Source organism: Nitrosopumilus sp. b1, from assembly GCF_014078545.1.
Taxonomy (GTDB): Archaea; Thermoproteota; Nitrososphaeria; order Nitrososphaerales; family Nitrosopumilaceae; genus PXYB01.
Genome location: NZ_MU078723.1, coordinates 380,496 through 405,830, shown reverse-complemented (window position 1 = coordinate 405,830; position 25,335 = coordinate 380,496). Strand labels below are relative to the sequence as shown.

Annotated in this window: 26 protein-coding genes and 1 tRNA gene; 12 read left to right on the top strand and 15 right to left on the bottom strand. The window is 36.0% G+C overall.

All coding sequences use genetic code 11. The annotated features are described in order from the left end of the window. Positions 1–2 precede the first annotated feature (2 nt). From C6988_RS08165 to aroC, 3 genes are read right to left on the bottom strand one after another with little or no spacing between them, the layout of a single operon-like run. The gene (locus tag C6988_RS08165) at positions 3–860 is read right to left on the bottom strand and encodes a prephenate dehydrogenase/arogenate dehydrogenase family protein (protein ID WP_182134550.1); all 858 of its coding nucleotides are present in this window, start codon (positions 858–860) and stop codon (positions 3–5) included. Beyond that, positions 857–2,227: an aminotransferase class I/II-fold pyridoxal phosphate-dependent enzyme gene (locus tag C6988_RS08160; protein ID WP_182134549.1), complete on the bottom strand. Its 1,371-nt coding sequence runs from the start codon at positions 2,225–2,227 to the stop codon at positions 857–859. Before C6988_RS08160 ends, C6988_RS08165 begins: the two co-directional genes overlap by 4 nt. A gap of 3 nt (positions 2,228–2,230) precedes the next feature. Continuing rightward, complete coding sequence (gene aroC, locus C6988_RS08155) at positions 2,231–3,325, bottom strand: chorismate synthase (RefSeq protein ID WP_182134548.1); 1,095 nt, start codon at positions 3,323–3,325, stop codon at positions 2,231–2,233. Between the two features lie 105 nt (positions 3,326–3,430). On the opposite strand from aroC, the gene C6988_RS08150 reads away from it, so the two are divergent. After that, entirely contained in the window at positions 3,431–5,056 is a 1,626-nt protein-coding gene (locus tag C6988_RS08150; protein WP_182134547.1) for a cation:proton antiporter domain-containing protein, read from the top strand. A 4-nt stretch (positions 5,057–5,060) separates the two neighbouring features. Here the strand turns inward: C6988_RS08150 and C6988_RS08145 are convergent, their stop codons facing one another. Next, positions 5,061–5,321 carry a hypothetical protein gene (locus C6988_RS08145; RefSeq protein ID WP_182134546.1) on the bottom strand — a complete coding sequence of 87 codons (261 nt, stop codon included), beginning with the start codon at positions 5,319–5,321 and terminating at the stop codon, positions 5,061–5,063. 32 nt (positions 5,322–5,353) lie between these two features. Here C6988_RS08145 and C6988_RS08140 point away from each other — a divergent pair, with 32 nt between their 5' ends. Further along, positions 5,354–5,731, top strand: coding sequence for a response regulator (locus tag C6988_RS08140; protein ID WP_182134545.1), 378 nt, complete (start codon positions 5,354–5,356; stop codon positions 5,729–5,731). Between the two features lie 7 nt (positions 5,732–5,738). Here C6988_RS08140 and aroA read toward each other — a convergent pair whose 3' ends face one another. The 6 genes from aroA to C6988_RS08110 all read right to left on the bottom strand — a co-directional run bounded on the left by aroA (position 5,739) and on the right by C6988_RS08110 (position 11,336). Further along, a complete protein-coding gene (aroA, locus tag C6988_RS08135; protein ID WP_182134544.1) occupies positions 5,739–7,001 on the bottom strand; it encodes a 3-phosphoshikimate 1-carboxyvinyltransferase in 1,263 nt (420 codons plus the stop codon). After that, positions 6,991–7,845, bottom strand: coding sequence for a shikimate kinase (locus tag C6988_RS08130; RefSeq protein ID WP_182134543.1), 855 nt, complete (start codon positions 7,843–7,845; stop codon positions 6,991–6,993). Before C6988_RS08130 ends, aroA begins: the two co-directional genes overlap by 11 nt. Next, complete coding sequence (aroE, locus tag C6988_RS08125; protein WP_182134542.1) at positions 7,845–8,663, bottom strand: shikimate dehydrogenase; 819 nt, start codon at positions 8,661–8,663, stop codon at positions 7,845–7,847. The genes C6988_RS08130 and aroE overlap by 1 nt, the downstream gene beginning before the upstream one ends. A 173-nt stretch (positions 8,664–8,836) precedes the next feature. Then, a complete protein-coding gene (aroD, locus tag C6988_RS08120) occupies positions 8,837–9,502 on the bottom strand; it encodes a type I 3-dehydroquinate dehydratase (RefSeq protein ID WP_182134541.1) in 666 nt (221 codons plus the stop codon). A gap of 3 nt (positions 9,503–9,505) precedes the next feature. Continuing rightward, positions 9,506–10,561, bottom strand: a complete 1,056-nt coding sequence (locus tag C6988_RS08115) for a 3-dehydroquinate synthase II domain-containing protein (RefSeq protein WP_182134540.1) — start codon at positions 10,559–10,561, stop codon at positions 9,506–9,508. Beyond that, positions 10,554–11,336 (bottom strand): 2-amino-3,7-dideoxy-D-threo-hept-6-ulosonate synthase, encoded by a 783-nt coding sequence (locus C6988_RS08110; protein WP_182134539.1) that lies wholly within the window; start codon positions 11,334–11,336, stop codon positions 10,554–10,556. The genes C6988_RS08115 and C6988_RS08110 overlap by 8 nt, the downstream gene beginning before the upstream one ends. A 158-nt stretch (positions 11,337–11,494) precedes the next feature. On the opposite strand from C6988_RS08110, the gene mqnC reads away from it, so the two are divergent. Beyond that, positions 11,495–12,613, top strand: coding sequence for a cyclic dehypoxanthinyl futalosine synthase (gene mqnC / locus C6988_RS08105; RefSeq protein WP_182134538.1), 1,119 nt, complete (start codon positions 11,495–11,497; stop codon positions 12,611–12,613). Here the strand turns inward: mqnC and C6988_RS08100 are convergent. Beyond that, entirely contained in the window at positions 12,610–14,052 is a 1,443-nt protein-coding gene (locus tag C6988_RS08100; RefSeq protein ID WP_182134537.1) for a menaquinone biosynthesis decarboxylase, read from the bottom strand. The genes mqnC and C6988_RS08100 overlap by 4 nt on opposite strands. 115 nt (positions 14,053–14,167) lie before the next feature. On the opposite strand from C6988_RS08100, the gene C6988_RS08095 reads away from it, so the two are divergent. After that, the gene (locus C6988_RS08095) at positions 14,168–14,398 is read left to right on the top strand and encodes a hypothetical protein (RefSeq protein ID WP_182134536.1); all 231 of its coding nucleotides are present in this window, start codon (positions 14,168–14,170) and stop codon (positions 14,396–14,398) included. Between the two features lie 2 nt (positions 14,399–14,400). On the opposite strand, the gene C6988_RS08090 is transcribed toward C6988_RS08095, so the two are convergent. Further along, entirely contained in the window at positions 14,401–14,778 is a 378-nt protein-coding gene (locus C6988_RS08090) for a hypothetical protein (RefSeq protein ID WP_182134535.1), read from the bottom strand. A 95-nt stretch (positions 14,779–14,873) separates the two neighbouring features. Here C6988_RS08090 and C6988_RS08085 point away from each other — a divergent pair, with 95 nt between their 5' ends. From C6988_RS08085 to C6988_RS08075, 3 genes are all read left to right on the top strand, one after another. Beyond that, positions 14,874–15,491, top strand: coding sequence for a trans-sialidase (locus tag C6988_RS08085; protein ID WP_182134534.1), 618 nt, complete (start codon positions 14,874–14,876; stop codon positions 15,489–15,491). A gap of 71 nt (positions 15,492–15,562) precedes the next feature. Beyond that, the gene (locus tag C6988_RS08080) at positions 15,563–15,754 is read left to right on the top strand and encodes a hypothetical protein (protein ID WP_182134533.1); all 192 of its coding nucleotides are present in this window, start codon (positions 15,563–15,565) and stop codon (positions 15,752–15,754) included. 143 nt (positions 15,755–15,897) lie between these two features. Continuing rightward, the gene (locus C6988_RS08075) at positions 15,898–16,836 is read left to right on the top strand and encodes a trans-sialidase (RefSeq protein ID WP_220463422.1); all 939 of its coding nucleotides are present in this window, start codon (positions 15,898–15,900) and stop codon (positions 16,834–16,836) included. A gap of 20 nt (positions 16,837–16,856) precedes the next feature. On the opposite strand, the gene bcp is transcribed toward C6988_RS08075, so the two are convergent. Continuing rightward, positions 16,857–17,315, bottom strand: coding sequence for a thioredoxin-dependent thiol peroxidase (bcp, locus tag C6988_RS08070; RefSeq protein WP_182134532.1), 459 nt, complete (start codon positions 17,313–17,315; stop codon positions 16,857–16,859). Positions 17,316–17,412: 97 nt separating this feature from the next. Between bcp and C6988_RS08065 the strand changes: the two genes are divergently transcribed. Next, a complete protein-coding gene (locus C6988_RS08065) occupies positions 17,413–18,117 on the top strand; it encodes an MIP/aquaporin family protein (protein WP_182134531.1) in 705 nt (234 codons plus the stop codon). A 50-nt stretch (positions 18,118–18,167) separates the two neighbouring features. Beyond that, positions 18,168–18,242: transfer RNA gene (locus C6988_RS08060), tRNA-Arg, on the top strand. Between the two features lie 65 nt (positions 18,243–18,307). Here the strand turns inward: C6988_RS08060 and C6988_RS11235 are convergent. Then, the gene (locus C6988_RS11235; RefSeq protein WP_182134530.1) at positions 18,308–21,463 is read right to left on the bottom strand and encodes a CFI-box-CTERM domain-containing protein; all 3,156 of its coding nucleotides are present in this window, start codon (positions 21,461–21,463) and stop codon (positions 18,308–18,310) included. A 189-nt stretch (positions 21,464–21,652) separates the two neighbouring features. Between C6988_RS11235 and C6988_RS08050 the strand changes: the two genes are divergently transcribed. Together C6988_RS08050 and C6988_RS08045 are read left to right on the top strand one after the other, a co-directional pair. Beyond that, positions 21,653–21,913 carry a hypothetical protein gene (locus C6988_RS08050; protein ID WP_182134529.1) on the top strand — a complete coding sequence of 87 codons (261 nt, stop codon included), beginning with the start codon at positions 21,653–21,655 and terminating at the stop codon, positions 21,911–21,913. Between the two features lie 299 nt (positions 21,914–22,212). Next, entirely contained in the window at positions 22,213–22,830 is a 618-nt protein-coding gene (locus C6988_RS08045; protein WP_182134528.1) for a TackOD1 domain-containing metal-binding protein, read from the top strand. Positions 22,831–22,909: 79 nt separating this feature from the next. On the opposite strand, the gene C6988_RS08040 is transcribed toward C6988_RS08045, so the two are convergent. Beyond that, on the bottom strand, positions 22,910–23,632 hold the full coding sequence (locus tag C6988_RS08040) for an adenylate/guanylate cyclase domain-containing protein (RefSeq protein ID WP_220463421.1): 723 nt from the start codon (positions 23,630–23,632) through the stop codon (positions 22,910–22,912). A 257-nt stretch (positions 23,633–23,889) separates the two neighbouring features. Here C6988_RS08040 and C6988_RS08035 point away from each other — a divergent pair, with 257 nt between their 5' ends. Further along, positions 23,890–25,332, top strand: coding sequence for a nucleotidyl cyclase domain-containing protein (locus tag C6988_RS08035; protein WP_182134526.1), 1,443 nt, complete (start codon positions 23,890–23,892; stop codon positions 25,330–25,332). The last annotated feature ends 3 nt before the right edge of the window (positions 25,333–25,335 follow it).

The window sequence follows — 25,335 nt, the reverse complement described above, 5'->3', positions numbered from 1 at the left end:
GACTATTTTTTATCAATTACATTAACCATGGAAGTCAATTTCTTGTAGGAATTTTCTAGATTAACGTTTTCAGATAAACGCTCTTGGCATGCTTTAACATAATTGATTACTTCTTCGGATTTTGCCTCTTGGACTGCAGTTAGTAGTCTGCCGATGTCCTTCCAAAACTCCTCTGCAAATTTCCTTATCTCTGGATTAGAAATGATTGTCTCAATTAGTTCTGGTGATTCTGTAAGAATACTTTCTGCAAGAATCTTTTGTGCCTTAAATGTAGTCCCTGACATCTTTTCTGTCAAATTTATCTTATCATCTTTTGATATGATATTTGCAAAAACTAAATTCACAAGGTGTGTTAATCCTAAAATGACTGCAATTTTTTTATCATGTTCGTTAGCATCAATTGTTACGAAATTTGCTCCTTTGAATAGTGATTTAGTAACTTCGAGCTCTTTCTTTGCATCTTTAACAGGAACTGAAATGATGTTTTGATTAGCAATTTTTTTTGCTCCTGGTCCAAACATTGGATGTATGCAAATTGGGTTAATTTTAGCTGGTATCTTTAACAATGCAGAAATAGTCTTTGCTTTTTGTGATGATATTTCGATTAGAAATGTACCCCTTTTCATCTCTTTGGCTATGAGGCGAATGATTTCTGGAGTTCTTCTTGTGGGGGTACATAGCATTACATAGTCTGCACTTAAAACTGCCCCAACAAGTGAATCTGATTTTATTATGGTTTTGCCAGGAATCTTATTTTCAGAATCATGGCCTGTTACTTCAAAGTCTTGTGAGAGAAAATATTTTGAGAACCATTGCCCCATTTGACCTCCCGCACCAATTATTGTAATCTTTTTTTTCATATTTTTCCTCTTAGTCTATGATCGAGTATATCCATGCCTTCCATTAGTGTCTTTTCGTCTCTACAAGCAGAAAGTCTAATGAAGTCCTTATAATCTCCAAAACCTTGTCCTGGAGCTACTGCTAGACCTAATTCCAGTAATTCATTGGCAAATTTAATTCCATCAAAACCATCTTTTTTTACCCTGGCAAAAACATACATCGCACCATCTGGCTCTACAAACTCTAGCCCTAATTCTTTGGACTTTTTACTCAAAGCCATAATCCGTGATTTGATAATTCTTGAATTCTTACTGGTATCCTCGTTGAGTGAGCGTAAGGCTACATACTGCATAGGCTCTGAGACATTTGTAAGGGATAAAGCCTGAAGTCGCGACATTTGCTCAATGATCTCTTTACTAGCAATTGTATATCCTATTCGAAAACCTGTCATAGCATGAGATTTTGAGAATGATTGGGTTACGATACTTTTTTCATAGTTATACTCTAAAACACTTTTCCATTCTTTGTATGAATATTCTGAGTAAATTTCATCGCTAAGAACATACAAATTATTTTTCTTTGCAATTTGAATAATTTGATCCTGAATCTTGATTGGAAGAATCTTTCCCGTTGGGTTGTTTGGATAATTTAGTACAATCATTTTTGTGTTTGAATTTATGGCGTCTTCAATCTGTTTGATTGATGGCTCCCAATTGCTCTCTAACGTTGTTTTGATAGTTCTAACCTTTACTCCTGCATTGAGAGCACAATCCTTGTATGCTGGCCATGCAGGTTCCAACACAATTAACTCATCTCCTGGATTCAATAATGTACTAATTGCAAGAAAAATAGAAAATCGTGCACCTGGACTGACTAAAACATTTTCTAAAGTTATAGATTGGTTGAATTCTTTGGAATTTTTCTGAGCAATCTCTTTTCTAAATTCCGGCATTCCTTGTGCTTGTCCATATTTTACAAATCCCTTGTCGTACACTTCTTCTAATGCATTTTTAACAATTTTTGGCGGCATAAAATCTGGCTCACCAACTTCCATATGGATAATTTTTTCTCCTTTCTCTTCCATCTCTTTTGCTTTTAGAAATATCGATAGATGCGTTTGTTTGTCAGATGACTGGACTCTCACTGATTCATTTAATAAGAAATTCAGATACTTTGATGCTAATTTTTCATCCAATTGCAATTCTTTAGATAATGAAAGTACTTTTTTTCTTAGATCTCCTTCTCTACTCTCATCTGTTACGCTAATCCCTAAGCTTTTCTTGACTTGGCCAATTTCTTTTGCAATTTCGGTTCTCTTCTTTAGAAGTCCAATCATTTCTAGAGTGATCTCTTCCATTTGATTACGAAGGTTGTCGATGTCTGTCATGCTCTATAGAATTGGTTTGATGAAACCACCTTGTAATGCATGATCTGCAATGGTTAATGCAACTAAAGAATCCACAACTGGTGGTGCCCGTGGTACAACACATGGATCATGTCTTCCCTTAACTTGCAATGTAGCGGGTTTCTTTGATTTGATATCTACTGTGGGTTGTTTCATGGAAATTGATGATGCTGGTTTGAAAGCAATTCTTAGAACAATTGGCATTCCATTTGATAATCCTCCTAAAATTCCTCCAGAGTTGTTAGTTTTTGTAACTATTTTACCTCCTTTGATAGTGTAAAGATCATTATTTTTTGAACCAAAACTGGTTGCTCCTTCAAATCCTGAACCAAATTCAACGCCCTTTACTGATGGAATTGAAAACATTGCCTTGCTAATTTCTGATTCTAATGAGCTAAAGATTGGTTCTCCGATTCCTACTGGAAGGTTAGTAGTAATTGATTCTATTATTCCTCCTAATGAATCTCCTTTCTTTCTTGCTTCCAAAATTGAATTCTTCATTTTTTTAGCAATCTTTTCATCAGGACATCTGACATCATTTGAATAAATCAAACGTAACATCTTTGATGTGATTTCTTTATCGGTTTTTATCTTCCCGATTTGCACTGTAAAAGAATTTGTTTCAACCCCAAGTGAAACTTTTAGAAGCTTTCGTGCAATTGCTCCACCCATCACATGTGTTGCAGTCAACCTTCCAGAAAATCTTCCTCCTCCTCGATGATCATTGAACTTTTTGTATTTGATCATAGCTGGATAATCCGAATGACCTGGACGTAATTTTGTAACTAGATTATCATAATCTTTTGAATTCTGATCCTTATTCCAAATTATCATTGTAATTGGTGCACCTGTAGTGTATCCCCTGAAAACTCCTGAAATAATTTCCACTTGGTCTCCTTCTTTTCTTTGTGTAGTGATTATTGATTGTCCCGGTCTTCTGTAATCTAACATTTTCTGAATGTCCTTTTCTTCTAGCTCCAAACCTGCAGGACATCCGTCTAAAACTGCACCAATGCATTTACCATGACTTTCACCAAAACTTGTTAGAACTAACCTCTTTCCAATTGAGCTACCCGACAATAATTATTTGATAATTTTTGATGCTTATAATTCCTACTTGAAAATACCCCGTTATGTGTAGGGAATAATAGAAGGTACATAACTGGATTAAACTTTGAAATTTCAATGGTGTTTGAGGCAATTCTATACATTGCAGTCTTACTAATCTCAGCAAAATTATTAGGAGAATTATTGTACAGAATAAATCAACCCAGAATTATAGGAAATGTTCTTGCTGGTATCATAGTTGGGCCTGCGTTATTCTTTTTGGTTCAACCAATAGATGCTATTGAGTTATTCATCTCAATCGGTGTTTTCTTTTTGTTCTTCCTTATTGGTCTTGAAGAAATTGATCTTCCTGGATTAGTTCGGGTTATGAGAGGTCGAATCTTTGCCGGCTCTCTTGCTGGATTTTTCATTCCATTTTTTGCAGCCTCATTTTTTGGACTAAGTCTTGATATGAATTTCATTCAGGCTTTTGCTATAGGTAGTGTAATTGGTGCTTCTAGTCTTGGAGTTGCTGCCAAAGTACTAACGGATCTTGGGAAGCTGCGTTCAACAATTGGCTTGGAAATCTTTACAGTAACTGCAATCATTGAGTTTATTGCAATTATTCTTACCAGTGTTTTGATACAGATCAACACCAGTGATGCTCCAAACGTATCTGAATTCTTGTGGTTGTTTGCAAAGATGGGAATTTTCTTTGCTGTAGCTGGCCTGTTAGCTGTGTTTGCATTACCAAAAGTATTTCGAATCATCCATAGTCATTTACGTGCACAACAAGTTTACTTTGGTTTGGTAATTGGAGTTATCTTACTGGTTGCATACTTTGCTGAAATAAGTGGAATACATGGAGCAATTGGTGCACTATTGTTAGGAATTGCAGTATCTAGAATGAACAGAGAAGAATATCTTGAAATATCAAAAAATGTAAATGCAGTCGGTTATGGAATTTTTATTCCAATGTTTTTTGCTGGTATAGGATTACATTTTACTACAAAATTTGTTGAAATAGATCTTTGGATAATTGCTGGCTTTATTGGTATCATCGTGGGTGTAAAATTCATTGGATCATACATTGCAGTCAAAATCGCCAAGATGCGTCCTGCAACAACAGTTGCTTACGGTGTTATGTCTAAGGGTGCAGTTGACTTGGCTCTAATGTTGTCCTTACTCCAAGTCAATATGCTAGATGACAGTTTATTTTCTTTACTAGTTCTTGGTACGTTGATTACAATGATAATCTCAAGCGTTGAATTACAAAGAAAATTAAAGAAAATTGTCCAAGTCAAAGTTGGTAGTGTAGAAATTGGAATGCTTCCAATTTTCTTCAGAAGAACAGTTTCTGATAAACGAGCTCAGGATGCAATGTCAATAGATTTTCAAAAAACTAAACCAAATGTTAGCGTAAAGAACTTTCTTAATTCTGATATTGATCCCAAAGAAGAAACCATGGTGATTGATGATGATGGTAGATTAATTGGCATCGTCTCAAAAAAGGAGCTAAACAATGTCCATAAAAAAAGTAGAGATGTTGCTTTAATTTCAGATATCATGGAAAAGAAATTTCACACAGTCATCCCACAAGACTATATTTTCTCAGTAATTCAGAAAATGAACTCTCATCACTTTGAAATGATTCCTGTAATAGAACCTGGTTTTTCTGGAAAAATAGTTGGTATTGTTTCATCAAAAACATTATTGAATTTACTGGCAGAAACAAAACCTCCGAATCCATCTACTAAATCTTGAATAATCAGGCCTTGAGGATCTTTTCTTCTAATTTTGCTTTTGATTCGCCTTGCTTTCGATAATTTTTAATGCCTTCCTCTAAAACTAACTCAGAGATCTGTGAAAAACTCCATGCTTTTCCCGATTTCATCATCAAGAATGTTTGAAGATCTTTCATGTCATCTAAAATCTTAGGACTTAGGGTAAAGGTGACCTGAATTTTTTTCAACATGATTTCTTCACATTGTGGGTATTGTGCACCTGTTTTGTTTCTTGAAACAAACATGTTCTTTTTAAGCAAATTCAAAGTAATATTGTATGAGTTCCAGCGTATTGTTAGTGGATGACAATGAAGATCTTCTAGAATGCATTGGAAGTTTTTTGAAAATTGGTGGTTTTAATGTGCGAACTGCTCAAAACGGTTCTCAAGCCTGTATTGAATATCAAAATGCTAGACCTGACCTTGTAATTATGGATATCGTTATGGGGGGAATGGACGGATATGATACCTTTTTTCAAATTAAAGATGCAGATCCTGATGCCAAAGTGATTCTTATGACTGGTTTTCAAAAAAAGGAAAGATTCTATGAAGCAGAAAAACGAGGTTTGTTTGGTTTTATTGAAAAACCATTTACCGGAAAGCAACTACTTGATTACTTGTCAGAAAAGAATATTCTTCCTACAGCTGCAATGTGATTGAATTTCACACAACAGTTATGTCTGCGCCACAATTTTTCATTTCTTTTATGAAACTTGGAAATGAGACATCTATAGACTCTGGATCTGATATTGTGCAATTTCCAACATACATTCCAACAATACAAAATGCCATAAACAGTCTGTGATCATTTTCAGCATTCAATGAAGCACCTTTTAGTTGGTCTGCGGGTTCTAAAATTATTCCATCACTTTTTTCAATTACTTTTATTCCAATCTTTTTTAATTCTCTAGAGATTATTGCTATTCTGTCTGTTTCTTTGAACCTTGCATGCCCAACATTTACTATCTCTATTGGTTTTTGTGATTTTAATGCTAAAATGGATAATGGTGGAAGAAGGTCTGGTGTATTACTAAGATCAAATTTCCCGCCTGAGAGTCTCTCTACATTGGTTATTGAGATTGTTTCTTCATCAATAATCACTCTGACTCCTAATGCCTCCAAAATATCGATGAATGCTTCATCTCCTTGTGGGAGATCCCCCATCTCTACTTTGATCTTTACATCCTTGCCAACTAAAACTGCTGAAGACAACAATAACGCTAGACTGGAAAAATCTGATGGAACTGTAATTTCAGTTGGATGATAAATTTGTGGTGTGATTTGATAATTTTTGTAAGGAATTAACGTGTGTACTCTTACCCCAAATTTTTTCATTATTGCAATTGTAGCATCAAGGTATGGTTTTGAAACTAATTCTCCTTCAATCTTTAACTCAATACCTTCCTTCGTAAGTGGTCCTGCAATCATTAATGCAGAAACAAACTGACTTGAAATATTTCCCGCAATAGTGACTTCTCCTCCAGAAATTTTTCCATGCACTGAAACAGGAGGTTTACCGTCTGTTGATGTACATTTTGCCCCCAATGATTCTAACGCATCTAATAGTGGCTGCATAGGCCTTTTTTTGAGGCTATTGTCACCTGTAAGAGTTGTTTTGCCCTCAGATAATGCTGAAATTGCAGCTGCAATTCTAATTGTGGTTCCAGAGTTGGAAGCATCAATTTCTGTTGGATTTATCTTTCCTTTAGAATTTATTGTGATTGATTCGTTACTAATGGATATGTCTGCCCCAAATCCCTTACATGCATGAATTGTAGATTTTACATCTGCTGAATCTAATACGTTGTGTAATGTGCTCTTTCCACGTGATAGTGTTGCTAGGAAAATTGCTCTATGAGAATAACTCTTGTTTGTAGGGCAGGAAATAACTCCTGAAATTTTAGATTTTTCTACTTTACAATCCATGGACTTCTGCCTTTTTGTTGTTTACCTCAGATGTGATAATTCTTCCTTCCATTGATGAAAAAACCTTCTTTATTTTTGTTAGACTGTCTTTTTTTACTATTGCTGCAATGGATGGACCGTTTCCTGATACTGATGCACCAAGAGCTCCTTCTTCAACTAGATCGGTAATAATTTTTGGATCTGAATCTAGAATTGCCGATGTAGCTAACCCATTTAGTATCATTGCATTCCAATAATCCTTATTTTTTGCAAGATTCCAAGCCTTATCAAATACTGTATCGAGTGTTTTTAGTTTCTTCACATTTCCTCTTTTTCGTGATTTTGGGATGAAAATTACTGCAATAAGGTTTGTTGGTGCTTTTTCTGAAAGTATTGTTTTCCTTTTGTAGTTATCAGTCACTTGAAAACCTCCAAAATAACATGCTGTTGCATCATCATATGCGCCTGTGATGCTCACCTTGGTTTCTATAGATGCATCAATTCCAGCAAGAAGTATTTCAGAATCAACAATTTTTGGTTGGAAGAGCTTTGCGCATGCCAAAGCAACTGCTGATGAAATTGCACTTGAGCTCTTAAGGCCATACCCTGTTGGAATTTCAGAATCTAGTATAAGGCTTAACTTTGATTTTTCTAGCTTTTTCTTTGGTACTACTTTCTCTATTGTTCTATTTATCAATCTAGAACTGAGACTTTGATTATCTGATTCAATTGTTATTCCTGTACCTGGTGACTCTTCTACAATTGCTTCTACCTTTAATGAAATTCCTAACGTTGCTCCTTTACCTGTGGCAATTGCGTTTACTAGTGAAACTGCTCCATGTATTGTGGCCTTTGATTTACTCATCAGAAAACTCCTAGAACAGCTTTTTTCATTACCTCATAAGGTGCTTTTGTTTTATGCCAAATCTCAAACGCACGAATTGCTTGACCAAGTAGCATCTCGTATCCGTAAATTATGGTAGCTCCTTTCTCTTTTGCTCCTTTTATCAAATCTGTATTCATTGGATTGTATACTATGTCATAAACTATGGAATTTTTTCTGATACTTTTTGTAGGTATCGGACTGGACTCATTTTTTAATCCGATAGATGTTGCATTAATAATCAAGTCATAATTTGTAACATCTCTAATCTCATTTAGAAGGGATGCTTCTGTACTCATTCCAATTTTATTTGCAAATTGTGCCAAGGAATTTGCATTATCTCTTGTTCTATTTGCAATCATAATTGATTTCGCATCTTCTTTTACTAATCCTGCAATGATAGCTCTTGCTGCCCCTCCTGCTCCCAAAAGGAGAACTTGAAAATCGTTCACCTTGATATCTCTTCGATGTAATGGATCTAAAAATCCCCCCATGTCTGTATTGTAACCTTTCAAGACATTATTCTCATTTGAAATTGTATTTGCAGCACCAATCAAACTACAGTCTTCATCCACCTTGTCAATATACTTCATGACTTCAACTTTGTGTGGAATCGTGACATTGAATCCAGAAATATTTATTTTTTTTAAGGATTCAAGCCCTTCGAGTAGCTCCTCTTTAGGAATTTTGTATGCAATGTATGTGCAATCCATCTTCATCTCTTTGAATGCTGCATTGTGAATATTTGGCGAAAGAGAGTGGTCTATCGGATCTCCAATCACTGCATAAGTTTTTACCATGAATTTTTTCAATAATTGATTGATTTAAACTGTCAAGTCTGAGGATTATTTGTATACATTAGGATCCAATCCTGTCCCCTTAACTATTTCATATAGAACCTTAGAAATAACTGAGTTAATTGATGGATGCTTCTTATGCATGCCAAATATTGCAAAATTGATATTTAAGATTTCTAGGTATCTATAATTGACTTAATCTCATCCAGACTGAATTGTCCTGGTGCTACTGCTTTTCCAAGTGAGACATACGTATATGGACTTCCTAAGTATAAACACAAAACTCTGGAAATTCTTCCCAAATCTCCCATGGAGAATGCAATCAAGTTAATTTTTGATGAAATACTGTAAAGCGATAAAACTTTTGATGCGTCCTTGACTGTCTTTGCAGTTGTTACAATTTTTACGTTTTTTGATGTTTTTTTCATTTGATTCATTTTTTTCTGTAAATCATTCATGCTGGGAGTTTTTTTAAAATCATGCCAAGAAACTAAAATTGGGGTTTTTGTTTTTCTAACATAATTTAGAAGTGATCTATTTTTTCTTAAAGTGTTGTATTCTATGTCTAAAAGAAACGGTTTGTATTCTGAAATTAATTTTATAATTGATATTCTTTCTGATTCTTTTCCTGAAAATTTTCCTCCCTCTGCCTTTGGTCGCAATGTACACACTGAAAATTTGAGATATTTTTTTGATAGTTCTAATGCTTGTGGAACATGTTCAGGTTTTAAAAAATCAAAACGGATTTCAACATAGTCCGATCTTTTAAGTGCTTTTTTTATAAGCTGATTCATACGTTTGGGAGTTTTTTCTGCAATTGATACACAAGTTTTGTGTTTCATAATCTATTTTTCAAGAATGTATTCGTCTGATACTTCCATCCCGAAATGTCTTCCAGTAGCTTGCTTTGAATGTGTGAGAACCATATCTCCTTTCTTTAGATGTGTTACCGACACTAGATGTCCATTTGGTTTTACAAAGCGAATTGTTTCAGCATCCTGTGCTATAATGCCCCCAATTTCTCCGTTTACCTGAGCTTTTATCATTAGCATTGGTCTTCGTTCAATTTTTGAACGTCCAACAGTTGCTCTTCTTGCTCTTCCTTTTGAATCAAGTACTAGCACCTCAGAACCAGTTTCTACTTCTGAGAGATACCTTGTAGTTCCATCAGGTGATAATGTATAACAATGAACTGCTCCTGCATTTACTCTAAACGGTCTTGGGGATGTAAAAGAAGAGCCAACCGATTCATTATGAACCAAAAATAGGAAATTAGACCTACTTCCAATTAACATTCCTTCACCTTTGTGAAGAATTGAAGCAGTATCTACGCATACTCGTTCACCATCCCCGACTTCTTTTATCTCGATAATTTTTGCTGGCTTTAATTCAAAACTTCTAGAACCAAGATACACTGATGCCTCTCGGACCTCATTAATTGATGATGTGTTGAATATTACTCCGTCGACACCTACTTCTAAAATAGAAAACATCTTTCTAACCTCTTCTGGAGTTCTGGCAATTGCAAAAATTTTTGTGTGTATTTTGTGTAGTTTGGCAATAATGTTCTCCAAGGGAATTATTTTCCAATCTTTGACTTCAACAATTACAAAATCTAGGCCTTTTTTTGCTGACTCTAAAATTTTTTCAATGTCTTGATTGGATAATACTTTGAATCGCCTTCCAATTTTTTTACCTTTTGGTTTAGATGAATTTTCTTTTTCTAGGACAACATAATTTGCAGCGCTACTAGTGTGTACTGTAGATAACTTTGTTTTTCCAACACTTTTTGGATCTGCATACACTGTTTTGATTCCTTCATCGGATAATTGTTTTAAAAATTTTCCCAGTTGTGCTTTTGAAACTTTTGGAGAAATTATAAGCTCTCTAGATTTACTCAAGTCGTTTCGCTGCTTCCTTTGCTGATGATTTTTTAAATATTATCTCTGATAATGCTCCCACTATTTTTTGTGGATGCTTGTGTGCAAAAATATTTCTACCATAAGTAACACCTTTTGCACCAGCCTTCATTGCATCTTCTGTCATTTGTAAAATATCTAAATCAGTTTTTGCTTTTGGACCTCCTGCTATGACAATTGGAACGGGAGTACTCTTTACAATCTTTGCAAACGAATCAACATCTCCAGTGTAAACTGTTTTTACAATGTCTGCTCCACATTCTGCACCAATTCGTGCTACATGAGCAACAATTTCTGGATCATGTGGATTCTTTACATTTTCCCCTCTAGGGTACATCATAGCTAATAGTGGCATGTTCCATTTGTGGCATTCTTCAGCAGTCATTCCAAGCTGCTCTAGCATCTCTGGCTCTTCAGCTCCGCCAATGTTAATGTGAAGTGAAACTCCATCTGCACCAAGTCGTATTGCTTCTTCCACTGTTCCTGTAAGCATTTTTCTATTTGGTGATAACGAAAGAGAAGTACTACTTGAAAAGTGAACCAATAGACCAATCTTGGTTGGTTTGGGTAATGTCTTGAGAATTCCTTTGTTGATAATTACGCTTGTAAGTCCATGACCTTCGCAGTCGTAAATGACTGAGTGAGGATCTTCTAGACCTTCAATAGGTCCATTTGAAATACCATGATCCATTGGAATGCAAAGCATCTTTCCTTTTCTTAAAATTCTATTTAGTCTAATTTGATGACCTGATACCATGCGATGATCTCCTCTTTGTGCCCTACTTAAAAATAACGTGAACGATTTTTATTCATGTGCCTCTGATGTATCACTTTCATGTATTTTGAACATAGACTTTGAATTGAAATTTTCTCTCAAGGATTAAATACCAAGCAAAGAGGATTGTTTCAAGGTAATTGAGCCAGCTTACTGAACAAATTCATTCAAGTGATATTGGAGATATACTTGATCATTCTCTTAGTGGTCAACGTCCAAGCAAAGAAGAGTGCCTTCGTTTGCTAGAATCAGAAGACGTTCAGCTAATGGGATTAGTTGCAGGATATCTTACACAAAAACAGTTTGGGAAAAAGGCCTCATTTGTAAATAATATCATTCTAAATTATACCAACGTTTGTGTCACTGATTGTAAATTTTGTGCATTCTATCGCTCTCCGGGTGCAAAGGATTCCTATACTCTTTCTTTAGAGGAGATCGAAGCTAGAGTAAAGACTTCGTGGGATATGTTTAAGATTCGTCAAGTTTTGATCCAAGGCGGACATAACCCAAATCTTTCATTGGAATATTATGAAGAAGCATTTCAGATGATTCGAAAAAAATTTCCACAAGTTGGCGTGCATGGATTATCTACTTCTGAAATCGATATGATATCTAGAGTAGAAAAGTCATCCACAAAAGAAATTTTATCTCGATTAAAAGAATCTGGACTACAATCAATTCCGGGTGCTGGCGCTGAAATTCTTGTTGATACCGTTAAAGATGTAATTAGTCCAAAAAAGATTTCGAGTGATGAATGGATTAGAATTATGCATGAAGCTCATTCATTAGGCATTCCTGGTTCTGCTACGATGATGTATGGTCATGTGGAATCAAATAGAGATATTGCAGAACATTTCTCAAAAATTGTTTCTCTACAAGAAAAAACCAAGGGCTTTATGGCATTTATTCCATGGAGCTTTGAGCCAAATAACACATTGATGCAAAAAGAAAGCCTTGTTAACTTTGGTGCAGGTGGAACTCAACTATTGAAGATGATTGCCATCTCTCGATTAATGCTTGATGGACTGATCCCACATATTCAATCATCCTGGTTAACAAATGGAATTGGTATGGCTCAACTTGCTTTACAGTATGGTGCTGATGACTTTGGAGGTACTCTGATTGGTGAAGAAGTTGTCTCCTGTACTGGTGCTCGCTCAACTGAGCTAACTGACAAACGAATAATCGATTCTATCAGACAAATTGGATATAGTGTAGAGGAACGGGATAACTTTTACAATCCTGTGCGTATGCACTAGAGTCCATACTGAGACCATTTTGCATCAACTAGGTCTTTTGTTTTTTCGTCTACCTTAACTTGTTCTTGAATTTCTCTTTGATATCCTTCTTCTTTGGTCTTTTGGGTTGCATCAATTCCTAATTTTGAACCTAAATTGACTAATGGTGATGCAGGATCTAATGTATCCGTTGGAGTGTTATTGATAATTATGGTGTCCCTAGCTGCATCAGCTCTTGTTGTGATGGCCCATATGACATCATTAATGTCATGAACATTTACATCATCATCCACAACAACAAAAATTTTTGTCAACGCCAATTGGCCAAGTCCCCATAGGCCCATCATCACTTTCTTTGCTTGACCTGGATATCTCTTTTTTATTGAAACAATTGCAAATCCTTGAAACCATCCTGCAGCTGGCATTGCGAAATCAACTACTTCTGGTTGAAACATTCGAATCAATGGCAAAAATGAACGCTCAATTACTTTTCCAATATATGCGTCTTCAAGAATGGGTTTTCCTACAATTGTTGTAAGGTAAATGGGTTTTTTCCTTCTCATAATTCCTGTTAATGTAAATGTTGGATATGGCTCCTGAGGGGTATAGTATCCCGTATGATCTCCAAATGGCCCTTCATCTCTTATGTCTGCTGAATCAACATATCCTTCGAGAACCATCTCTGCATTAGCAGGAACTTCCAAATCAATTGTTTTGCATTTTACCATCTTGATTCCTTTCTTTCGTGCAATTCCTGCAAAGAGATACTTGTCTAATCCTTCTGGTACTGGTGCTACTGCTGAAAAAACTGTTGCAGGATCTCCGCCAATAATTATTGCAGCTTCGATTTTACTTCCCTTCTCTTTAGAAATCTCATGGTGTTGTGCACCACGTTTGTGTTTTTGCCAGTGCATTAGTGCATGAGTGCTATCTACAATTTGCATTCTGTATACTCCAAGATTTCTAATACCAGTTTCAGGATGTTTTGTTGCAATTAATCCAAGTGTAATGAATTTTCCTGCATCCTTAATCCATGTTTTTAAAATTGGAATCTTATCAAATGAAGGTGATTCCTCAATTACTTCAGTTACAGGACCACTTTTTTCTAATTGTGGGAATGAGTCACTCATCTTGGATAACTCTGGAAGTTTTTTTATTTTATTGAAAAGACCTGATGGAATATCCATCTTTGTAAGATCTACAATTCTTTGTCCTATTTCTGTAAAGTCGTTTGTCTCCAATCCGATCTCTAATCTCTTCATTGAACCAAATGCATTTCCTAAAACTGGCATATCATAATTTTTTACATTCTCAAATAACACTGCAGGGCCATTTGAATACATCACTCTACGAAGAATTTCTGCAATCTCTAAATCTGCATCAACTTCTGTCTTTACTCTTTTTAACTCTCCAGCTTTTTCTAACTTTTCAATAAATTCTGAAACGTCCTCGATTGGCACACTTGTAATGATTTAGGAATGGAGTATAAGCTTAACTGGAAAAATCTAGACAAAAACTTACTTTGCAAATATTTTTACACACGTCTCTTCATCAAATGTTAGGAGATTTTGGTTAGTGACAGAAAAAAAATGTGCAGTTTGTAAAGGCAATGGGATTATTGAATTGCTTGGCTCTGAATGTCCATTTTGTAATGGTACTGGTGAATTTACAAAGACGGCCGAAGCCTATCTTGATTCTCATATCTGTCAATGCATTTTTCTAGATAGAAAAAAGTGCCCCTTATGTGGAAAGCGATGTCACCATGATACTCCAAATAAGCCAAAAATTTTGATTGAACCTTTTTAGAATTATTGAATTGGTGGTAACTCACTCTTTTTGTCATGCCCACCAGAACCAAATTTACAATAAAAGCACAGGTCTGATTGCATGTGAGTAAGCTGCTCTACTTGGATTGCACCAATCTTTAATGCAATTTTTGTTAATAACTTGTACTTGAGTGGCATTGCAGGAATTACTTCTTTCATGTATACGATATAATGATCTGGACAGAACTTTAGAGTAACTTTTGCAGGATCTTTTGTTTTCTCATTTACCTGCTTTGTAAAGTTGATCTGCTCTCTAATGTATTCATGTTTTGGGCAAGGACAATCTTTGCCACCTGGATGCTTGTATGCTGGAGTATTCTTCCAATCAAATCCCGGATACTCTTTTTCAAAATCATCCATGACCATTGTTAGTCTGTCTGTGTTTATAAAATTTGGCAGATTCTCACTTGATATTAAACCAAATCTAAATAAACCCCGCTCAAACTTGGCACAATATGGTAGCAAAAAAGGCAACGACAAAGAAAGATCTTGAATCAAAGATTGCTGAATTAGAAGCAAAATTAGCAAAACTTTCTAGTCAAGTCCAAACACAGACAAATACACAACCAAAACCTGCTGAAACAAAACCAGCACAGACACAAGCACCGCCACCAAAACCACAACCTGCAGCATCATCTCCTAGAGGTTCGTTACCAAAAGGAATGGGACAAAAACCAGCAGAGGCACCAAAGCCAGCTGAGAAAGCAAGTTCATCTAATGTAGCTGCCGTTTTGGAAACTGTTTATCAAAACTATCCTATGACTAATACCCACGACTACAAGACAAAGGTTCCTGGTTATGCTCCGGCACCAAACAGATACTTTGGCAGATTACATGCTCCAAGAGGAACTGTACAAACTCAGAGCTGGAATATGCAAAAATCCAAAGTCCCTGGTTACACACAACCATCAAACCAATACTTTGCAACAAGAGCAAGATTGGCATATCATCCACCTACAAAGAAATTTGAGGGATTTGGTATGAGGGTAGATGGTGTAGCAGCTGAGGCCAAAGTGCAAGCAGCACCTCCAAAAAAGAGCGCAGCACGCGGCAGCTTACCAAAAGGTTTCTAATCAAAACCACTTTATTTTCTATTTTTATCCAAGACAGAAAACTTCATGAATCATAATGACAAATTTTTTGTGTGCCGCCAAAGATTGCCTGTCCCAACTGTGGATTAAATGAGTGGCTAGAAAATCCTGAATTGCATTATTTGCCAAGGGTTGAGCCTCTTGATGAGGGAAAATATGTTGCAGACACCACAAATGGAATTCACGTGAAAATATGGCGTTGCAATAACTGCATGTATCTGATGCATTTTTGGGAGCCTGATTAGCTCTTTTGGAAGATAAAATTTAGTAAAATTGTGATTTTTTTTGCAAATATTTTCTAACATTTCAGAAACAATATCGAAAAAATTCTTCTTCGATCTCACTTTGATCAAAATGTAAATAAACAGTGCTATATGTAGAACATCACATGGCAGCAAAAAAGGCAACTACAAAAAAAGACCTCGAATCAAAGATTGCTGAATTAGAAGCAAAACTAACTAAATTATCATCACAACTTCAAACGCCTCCAACTCCAAAACCAGCACAAACTTCACCACCACCAAAACCAGCTGAAACAAAACCAGCTGAAACAAAACCAGCTGAAACAAAACCAGCTGAAACAAAACCAGCACAAACACAAGCACCGCCACCAAAACCACAACCTGCAGCATCATCTCCTAGAGGTTCGTTACCAAAAGGAATGGGACAAAAACCAGCTGAGGCACCAAAGCCAGCTGAGAAAGCAAGCGCACCAGGTAATGTTGCTCAAGCATTAGAAAACTCATACCAGAATGCTCGAATGACTAACACCCACGACTACAAAACAAAGGTTCCTGGATTTACTCCAGCACCAAACAGATACTTTGTAAGAAGGACAGCCCCTCGTGGAACTGTACCTACTCAGAGCTGGAATCTACAAAAATCCAAAGTTCCTGGTTACACACAACCATCAAACCAATACTTTGCAACAAGAAATCGTTTAGCATATCATCCGCCAGAAAAAACATTCACTGGTTATGGAATGAAAGTTGAAGGAGTTCCTGAAGCAAAAGCACAAACACAAACAGCACCTCCGCCTCCACCTCCACCAAAACCAAGTGCATCACGTGGAAGCCTTCCAAAAGGAATGGGACAACCACAAGCACAAGTACAACAACAAACATCATCATCTAGTGGTAGTGGTAAGACAAAACAGGAACAGCTAGCTGATTATGAAGCAGAATATTTGGCAAGAATGGAGAAAGAGCGAAAAGAAGCCGAAGAACTACAACGTGCAGCAGCAGAACTTGCAGCTAAGAGAAGAGCCGAAGGCCAATCAAGCAGCAGTCCTGGTAAATCAAGAGGCACATTGCCAAAAGGATTCTAAAATCCTTCTTTACTTTCTTTTTAATTTTTAAAACTCTCTAGCACTTCTTTTGCGTGACCTGCCGGTTTTACTTTGGGAAACACTTTGAAGATCCTTCCCTTTTCATCGACTAGAAATGTACTGCGATTAACACCCATGTATTCTCTTCCCATGAATTGTTTTTTCCCCCAAACTCCAAATTTCTTTGAGAGTTGTTTTTCAGTATCTGCAAGTAAAGTGTATGTTATATTCATTTTTTCACAGAATTTCTTGTGAGACTCAGTATCATCTGGACTGACACCAATAATTTCTATTCCAGCTTTTTTGAATTTACTATATTCTTTTGAAAACTCGTCAGCCTCTGTTGTGCACCCTGGAGTGAAATCCTTTGGATAAAAATAGATGACATGTTTTTTACCTTTAAAATCACTTGATTTTACTTTCTTACCATCTTCATTTAGTAATTCAAAATTTGGTACTGTGTCTCCTTCTGAGATCATAATTCCAAGAGTACTTGTCCTCCATTAATGGCTTTTTACTTTGCTTGAGCAAATCATTGCGAATCTTTTATATGGATATTCAAGTGGCTGTTGACTGATGGTTAATCCACGGGCATGGCTAGCAGAAGGCGTAGCAACGTACGGTCTGGTTTTCTTTGGTCCATTATCTGTAATATTGGCAGTAGCTGCATTTGGACAAGAACTATCAACTGAAACTGTCTTTTTCATTTCACTTGGACATGGTGGAGCAATTGCACTAATGGTTTATGCATTTGGACATGTATCTGGTGCTCACATTAATCCTGCAGTAACAATCCCGATGATTATTACCAAAAAAATTGGTATCGCAGACGGTATTGGATATATCATTCTTCAAATAATTGGCGCAGTAGCTGCAGCTGCTACACTAAAGGCCATTCTTCCCGAATTAGGCGCAGTAGTAAACTTTGGAACTCAGGGTGGACCAAGCGACCTGATTAATGGAAGTATTAATTCCGCATTTGCACTTGAAGCAATTTTCACATTCTTCTTGGTGACTGTAATCTTTATGACTGCAGTTCACAAAAAGGCATCTCCAGGATGGCATGGATTCTCAATTGGTGGAATGGTGTTTCTGTTACACATTGTAGGCGTACCATTAACCGGTGCATCAATGAATCCAGCACGAACATTTGGTCCTGCATTAATTTCGGGAGCATGGGAGTTCCAATGGTTGTATTGGGTTGCTCCAATTGTAGGTGGAATTATTGCTGGTCTGATAATGAACTATATCTTTGTGAAAAAAGCAGAGCAAGAAGCATAATTCCTTTCAAAATCGTAAACCACATTAAACCACTCATGACAAAATTGTTTGGACTCGTTGCATAGCATGGATAGTGCGAACGCTTGCGGAGCGTTAGGTCGCCGGTTCGAATCCGGCCGAGCCCGCTTAATATTTCTATTATGCCAAAACATTCTGTCAAGAACTTTTATGCAAATCTAAAAATGTAATACTAATTTCTAAATATTTTTTTGATTTTCATTACTGCAACTACAGGAGCTACAATATACATTCCTAAATTCAACAAGATGACTGATACTCCATATCCGATTACCTCAAATTCATTGTCATCGGATAATGACATTATTGATAGTGACGTAATCAGTGGAGTGATTGATATCTTTACTGCCTCCTTGAAGATGGGACTATCTCTCTCCCATTGTGCAACCGTTGGACTAAATGAATAATACAATTCATTAAATGCATTCATGAATGACTTTCCAGATTCCGTCTTGAGTAGCTGATTGTCCCTAATTTCTCTTAACATCTGAACTTCTTTTGCCATAGGTGTACCATACGTTGCAGTAGCTATGAGGCATCCTCCATTTATTGGAATATTGAGAGGATCACTTTTTAGATCACCGCTGGTACCGGTCACGGTTACTGAGGATGAGCCCTTTGCTTTTCCAATTACTGAAACACTTAGAATTGCAGTTTCTTCTGGTTTATCTGGAGAAATAAAAACCGATGAGGGATTAATCGATGAAGACAGTTCTAATGGATTTGTTACATCTGATGTCAGGTTGATAATTCCTGAGAAACCATCATGTCCAAGAACTGTGATTGTTCTGTTTTGAATGCTAACTGATGACTTGCTTAGATCAATTGGATTTTTTGTAGTTGCTAATGTAAAACTGCCGGTTCCATTATTTCTAGTTGTAATGTCGCCAGGTATCGAATCCAGTGGTGACGGCGGTTCTGGCTCTAGAGGTTCTATCGGTTCTGATGTGTTGGGTTTGCTGTTGTTATCTATTGTTACCGTAAAACCATCAAGACTTTCGGATACTATCGAAATTGTAACGTTGTTTTGTGCATCAATTTTTGTCTCACCTACCTCCAAGTCCAACAAATCAAAATTTGGTACAACACATTTTCCCTCAATCCTTTCAACACATAATTGCTCATCATCATAGTAAACTGATACTGGAGCTAATGCGTCAATGGAAAAATTCTTTCGCTTGATTTTGTCTCCATATCCATCAGGATTGAATCGATATATCATTACTCCAGTATCTTCTGGTATGTGATCAAAACTAGTATCTTGTCTTGCCTCTACGGTGTAAAACTCTCCCTTTATTCCAAAAGGAATGATTGCAATGTGATATGAATTTGGATTAGGTGATTCCTCATTTAAGAAATCAAGACTGACAGTTTTTTTCTCACCAACATCTACTGTGATACGATCATTGGGCTCAATCCAGTTTGCTTTGTTTTTGTGATATGCTATCGGACCAGATGGTGCAGAACGATCGTTCCACCCGCTCATTATGGACCAAGGATCAGAATAGGTGTCATGTGGAGTAAGCATAGGTGTATGAAACCATTGAAAATTATGACCTATCTCGTGAGCTACTACGCCATATCCTTTCTGGTAGTTAATACCTACAGGAAAATCATTACCAGAATCTACAAAAAATGACTGCAGTACGTATACTGGTCCCTCTTCTGTTAAAATTCTGTGTGGGTGTAAATACGCAAATGCCTGAGGTTTTGGAATCTGTTCTTGGTTGATTCCAATGCCATTTGTAATGATAATTACTTGATCAATATCATCATTGGTATTGTCTGTTTCCCAGAAGACATCTTCTTTGGAATTTTGAATTGAATCATCTGGACCGTTAAAGTCAATGTCAGGATCGGCCAAGGTAATAACATCATTAACTAACTTGTGAAATATCAAATTTCCAAATGAATCAACATAACTTGAAGCTCCATATGGTAAATTTTTCCAATCAGTTACAGTTCCATTAATCTCTAACTTTCCAAAAGAATTTTTCTTATAATAATGCGCTAATGAGTTTCCTTGTTGGTCATACAAAATTTCTTCAAAGTAATTTAATGTGTGAGGGAGATTATTTCCTCCGGAATCAGCAAATTTTGCCAAAACCGTTACAGAGTCTATTCTGCTTGATACCTTTGGAGCATTTGGATCATTTTTTTGATGAGTAATACGATGAATCAACTCTTTGGAATAATCATAATCAGAAAAATTAGGATTTTGTGAAATTACTGATGTGTCAGTTATTGCCTCTACGTCCCACTGAGAATGTGGATACGGTAGGGTAGAGTCTTCATATCTTACTGAAATTATATCTCCATCAGAAACATACAGGGTAGGCTCATTTTGTTCATCAGTGTTGGTAAAAGTAACTGTTCCGTGAAATTCTCCACTAGAAACATTAGTTTCAGTAACAGTAAGATCTATGCCTCCTACATCTGAATTAGACCACACCTTAACTTTGAAGGAATCTACCATTTCCGGATTGAAATTCATATCTGGGTCAATTACTATGACCTCACCATACTCTCCTATTCTGTAAGAGTCATTATTCCAGGTAACAGTTCCTACATTCAATCTTATTCCTACGCTAGTTGCAGAAACTTTTCCATCGTTTGATTCAAAATAGACAATAAGCGAATCCTGTCTTTTAGAATTTAAGAAATTAAAATTTTGTATACTATCCGTTTCCTCAGGGATCTCAGTTGTGAATGATCCTGTGTCTGTGCTGCTAAACCCCGTTGTCAAATCCGAAAGTGGATTCACGTTATTTCCAGTAAGGATGATCTCGCCTTCGAAAATACCTGACTTGGCTTCTCTTTCCGTAAGTTGCAGATTCGTTATAGAACCTAAACTCGTTTTAATTACTAGACTCCCACCAATTCCATTTCCTAGCTGGTCTATGGTATTTGGATCAAGATATTCCAAGGAACTTGCATCAATCTTAAAACGAACTTTGTCATTCCAAGTATAGACATCTTTTTCAAAGCTAATCGTAATGTCTGGTTCTGAACTGAGAATTTTTATAATTTTAACTTCCATTAACTGTCTACTTTCTGAAATAGGAATTCCTTTCACTGCTATCAAACTCCCCGCAGCATTCGTCAACTCCTGAATCTGTCTTTTATTTTCAATTTTTAGTTTAATCGGAGGATTTGAAAATCCCTCGTAATCAAACAAGTAAAATGACTCTTCATAATCTCCAACATCAAAATGAGTGTGGCCTATGTTTACTGTACCAACGAACGTCTCTTCTTGAGATTGAGAAAATACATTTGGTGTTATTATTAGAAACAGTGGTATTGTAATGAGAATTAGTAATCTTCTCACATAGTAATACTATAAGCCTATTACTAAACTATTTCTTTAGCAGTTCAGTTTTAATAAAAATGGCAGCATTATTTTTTTGAATTTTACCTCTATTATGACAATTTGTAGTTCTGTCCTCAGTATTATTCAGCTAAAATTTTAGCGAATTAGCTAACGATACAATATGAATTTGATAATATGACATTCAATATGGACGGAAAAATAACTTTGGTAACACACAGAGGTACCAAAACAACCCGAATTGATGTAAAGACATCGCCTTGGGCAGGAAAGAGCTTTCAAAACGAGCAAATTAAGCGCATGTCTTCAATACCTTCAAAAGAATCCCTGTTGATGAAACGAGGAACTAAATCAGTTTCAGTTTCAAAATACCCTGAGTTCAAGAAGATGCAATCTCTTGAGGGATATCTAATCTGTTGCGGACGTGGAACTTCTTCACGCCGCCTCTAATTTTTTTTAAAATTATTCTAATGCATATTTGATGTAATATTGCATTATGCACATAGAAAAATTGTTTTCAAAGATATAATTATATTCTGTTTAGCAGATATTCTAAGAAATTAGCTTCATTTGTAATTCCTAGTTAAAGCAAAATGAATCAATAATAAATTATGGATATATCACATCCAACGATTCTGCTTATGGCCTACCCTTGCTGTGGGAAGGGGAAGATAGATTCTGAAGCCTTCAATAATCTAGTCCAATCTGGGAATATCCAACAAATATTATTGGATTCAAGTTTTTCCAACATGAATTCCTCTTCATTATTGACCAAGATTCTAAATGATGGGCAAAATGAAAATGAGCAATTGGTTAGTTTGGCTGAAGAACAAAATCACCAAGAATTTTCAGCCAACGATGACATCGCAAAACAGGTTGAATTCATAATAACTAATTCGACTCGAATTAGCTTAGCGCGAATAAGTCAGTATCTGGGAAAATCAAAAGAGGAGATCCTTCTAATTATGCAAAGACTAGAGAAAGCCAACAAGATAATCAGAATAAAAGACATTAGGGAAATGGCATGCCCTGACTGTGAACAAGTTCGAATATTTCAGATTTTTCACTGTCCTGCCTGCAAGGGTTCTAACTTCAAGCAGGAAAAACTCATTGATCACTATTCGTGCTCAAATATCTCTCCGGCAAATTCCTATGTTGATGACATCTGTCCAAAGTGTAGAAAAAAGATCAGGATCTTAGGCTGTGACTACCGCCTAATGGATAATTATTATGTGTGCAACGATTGTTTAGAAAAATTCCCACAATTGTCTTCTGATTTTCTCTGCCTTGGATGCAACAGCAGATTTGAAATTGAGAAGGCAAAATGGGAAACTAGTCCTGCCTACGGGCGGTATAATCCAAATTAGAACTCATTAATTTATGGTAATTCAATTTTATACTTTTTTGTAGTAAAGAAATTAACAAATCGATTTTTTTAAAATAATATTATTTTCTCTTTACTTTGTAAACAGGATAAGATTGTTTAAATCCCACCGAATATCCTTTTACTTGCTCAAATTTGTAGAATTTTAAATCCTTGACCATCTCATACAAGTCGCCACCAATTACAACTCCGTTTCTAGGTGCGAATCGGTTTATCTTTGAACACATGTTAACAGGAGGACCAATCATGTCTGGTGTATCTGAATTATTGCTTTTCATTATTATTACCGAACCATAGTCTGCACTTACTCTATAGTCTAGACAGGGCAATCCTTCACTTGCTAATTTTTGGCATAACATTCCCCTTACATCCGTCATTGCTATGCTACATTCTATGCAGCTAATAAAACCAAATTTCTTATCACTATGAACAGATTCTGGGAAATAATACATTAGGCAATCACCTATGTTTTTTATTACAAATCCACCAAATCTTGAAAGCACTTTTGACATTGAATTCAAAAAGATTTGGTAATATCGAGATGCTTTTTCTGGACCTAGTGTGGCTGAAATTTTGGTGGAATTCACCATATCTACTACTCCCACACAGTAGTTCTGGGAATTTGTAGAAAATGCAACCAAATAATCAGATATGTTAGGTTCAGGGTCTGGAGATAATTTTTTTGGCTCCTCTATAATCGCTTTTTGGTCCGTGCCAAAGTCATAGTTAAAAAAATCCCTATTCGCAAAATTTTTCACCCATGATTCAGAACCCCCACTTGACATGAATATAGTTCATCAAAATTCTAGTTATGTACTGTTTAACATGTGTTGTAAGAAATTAGCTTCATTGGTAACTACTAGTTAAAGACAAATTTTGCCCTTAGAAAGTATGGAATGGCAATATCCTCGCCTCGTTCTTTACCTGCTCTATAGCCAATATGGAAAGGGCGGTGGACGAGTTTTGAATTTGAAACTCAATTAATGGAAACCCTGTATTTTCTAGTGGAGTATTTTTAACAAACAACTGCTCTAGTCAAATAATGGCTGTATCCAAAGAAAAAAGGAAGACTAGTAACTCTACTTCTGATCACATCACCAATATTGCAAAAATTTTATCTCAACTTGAGGAGAAAGATCTTTCCAAGGATTGGCTTCTTGGCGAGTTAAAGAGACACAAAATTAGATCAAAGACACTTTTTTCTCTAAACAGTTTTGAAATATTACATCAATGCTCTCCAGATATAGTAACAAATATTCTAAAACATCTCGAAGAAGATGATTTACACATCAAAGAGGTAAAAGCATTAACTAAATCTCTTCACTGGTTTTTTATTGATATCATTGCAAGCTCAGATCCTACAATACCAGTAAAGTCACAGGCCAGAAAAATCAATGTATTAAACTTTTTAATTGAAAAAACAGAAACCTTCAAACACCTGCAGCAGAGCTCAATTGTTGTTTTACCAACAGGTGATGGTATGGCTATTGGATTTCCTGATAGCCCTGAGCAACCGCTTAAACTGGCAATCGAATTGCACAAAAAATTATCTAAATACAACAAAACAAGAAAACAAAAGGATCAACTCCAAATTAGAATAGGTATTGACACCGGTCCAGTTTACTTTATGAAAGGACTTGGAGGTGGTGAAATTTTTTGGGGACCTGGACTTATTCGAGCAAAAAGGGTAATGGATTTATGTGGACCAAACCAGATTTTTGCATCAAGCATCATTGCAAAGGATTTACAAAGATTATCTGAAGAAAATCTTGCCACAATGACACCTGTAGGGGATTTTACTTCCAAACATGGTGAACAGTTGTTAATCTATAATGTATATGGTAAAGAATTTGGTAAAAAGACGGTTTCATTAAAAAACAAAAGTAAAAAAGAGTCTGAGGATCCATTTTCAAGAAAATTAAATTTTGAATTCAATTCTATTGAGGTACGCTTGGAGGTTACAGAACCAAAAACAATGATGACTCATCACACTTGGATATGGAATGTAAGAAATATTTCTTCTCTCCCTCTAGAACAAATTCATTATAACATAGGAGGTGATGTGCCCAGAGATTTTTCAACGCTTAATGCTAAGATAACTGATGATGCTGGAAATGATCTAAAAATAGTGAGCCTTGATTCCAACAAACCCTTAGAAAAAAAATTTAAGGTCGCACTTGCTCGACCTATTAAAAAATCCAAAAAGGGTCATGTCTTAAAACTAGAATACGACTGGGAGGAACCTGAACGATTATTTGGATATGTCTTCTCCTCAAAATGTAAAAAATTCAAGTATGTCTTTACCATTCCTTCAGGAATACCCATTAAATCTAGAGTTTTAGAAGTAATACCTGATCTTGGAATGAAAAAATATGCCGAGTCCCCTCCTCAAATAAAATACCTAAAAGATAAAACTGTGATTGTTTGGGAGTCAAACAAAAAACAAAAGATACATCCTCATGATGCCTTTGAGTTTCAGTGGTAATTT

Excerpts from the sequence above, each read along its gene's own strand:
- C6988_RS08035 (WP_182134526.1), top strand. The coding sequence starts at position 23,890 with ATGGCTGTATCCAAAGAAAAAAGGAAGACTAGTAACTCTACTTCTGAT.
- aroE (WP_182134542.1), bottom strand. The coding sequence starts at position 8,663 with ATGGTAAAAACTTATGCAGTGATTGGAGATCCGATAGACCACTCTCTT.
- C6988_RS08160 (WP_182134549.1), bottom strand. The coding sequence starts at position 2,227 with ATGACAGACATCGACAACCTTCGTAATCAAATGGAAGAGATCACTCTA.
- C6988_RS08085 (WP_182134534.1), top strand. The coding sequence starts at position 14,874 with ATGGTAGCAAAAAAGGCAACGACAAAGAAAGATCTTGAATCAAAGATT.
- C6988_RS08110 (WP_182134539.1), bottom strand. The coding sequence starts at position 11,336 with ATGGTATCAGGTCATCAAATTAGACTAAATAGAATTTTAAGAAAAGGA.
- C6988_RS08090 (WP_182134535.1), bottom strand. The coding sequence starts at position 14,778 with ATGGATGATTTTGAAAAAGAGTATCCGGGATTTGATTGGAAGAATACT.
- C6988_RS08050 (WP_182134529.1), top strand. The coding sequence starts at position 21,653 with ATGGACGGAAAAATAACTTTGGTAACACACAGAGGTACCAAAACAACC.
- C6988_RS08145 (WP_182134546.1), bottom strand. The coding sequence starts at position 5,321 with ATGTTTGTTTCAAGAAACAAAACAGGTGCACAATACCCACAATGTGAA.
- aroD (WP_182134541.1), bottom strand. The coding sequence starts at position 9,502 with ATGAAACACAAAACTTGTGTATCAATTGCAGAAAAAACTCCCAAACGT.
- C6988_RS08065 (WP_182134531.1), top strand. The coding sequence starts at position 17,413 with ATGGTTAATCCACGGGCATGGCTAGCAGAAGGCGTAGCAACGTACGGT.
- C6988_RS08140 (WP_182134545.1), top strand. The coding sequence starts at position 5,354 with ATGAGTTCCAGCGTATTGTTAGTGGATGACAATGAAGATCTTCTAGAA.
- C6988_RS08130 (WP_182134543.1), bottom strand. The coding sequence starts at position 7,845 with ATGAGTAAATCAAAGGCCACAATACATGGAGCAGTTTCACTAGTAAAC.
- C6988_RS08165 (WP_182134550.1), bottom strand. The coding sequence starts at position 860 with ATGAAAAAAAAGATTACAATAATTGGTGCGGGAGGTCAAATGGGGCAA.
- C6988_RS08040 (WP_220463421.1), bottom strand. The coding sequence starts at position 23,632 with ATGTCAAGTGGGGGTTCTGAATCATGGGTGAAAAATTTTGCGAATAGG.
- bcp (WP_182134532.1), bottom strand. The coding sequence starts at position 17,315 with ATGATCTCAGAAGGAGACACAGTACCAAATTTTGAATTACTAAATGAA.
- aroA (WP_182134544.1), bottom strand. The coding sequence starts at position 7,001 with ATGGATTGTAAAGTAGAAAAATCTAAAATTTCAGGAGTTATTTCCTGC.
- C6988_RS08150 (WP_182134547.1), top strand. The coding sequence starts at position 3,431 with ATGGTGTTTGAGGCAATTCTATACATTGCAGTCTTACTAATCTCAGCA.
- C6988_RS08045 (WP_182134528.1), top strand. The coding sequence starts at position 22,213 with ATGAATTCCTCTTCATTATTGACCAAGATTCTAAATGATGGGCAAAAT.
- C6988_RS08075 (WP_220463422.1), top strand. The coding sequence starts at position 15,898 with ATGGCAGCAAAAAAGGCAACTACAAAAAAAGACCTCGAATCAAAGATT.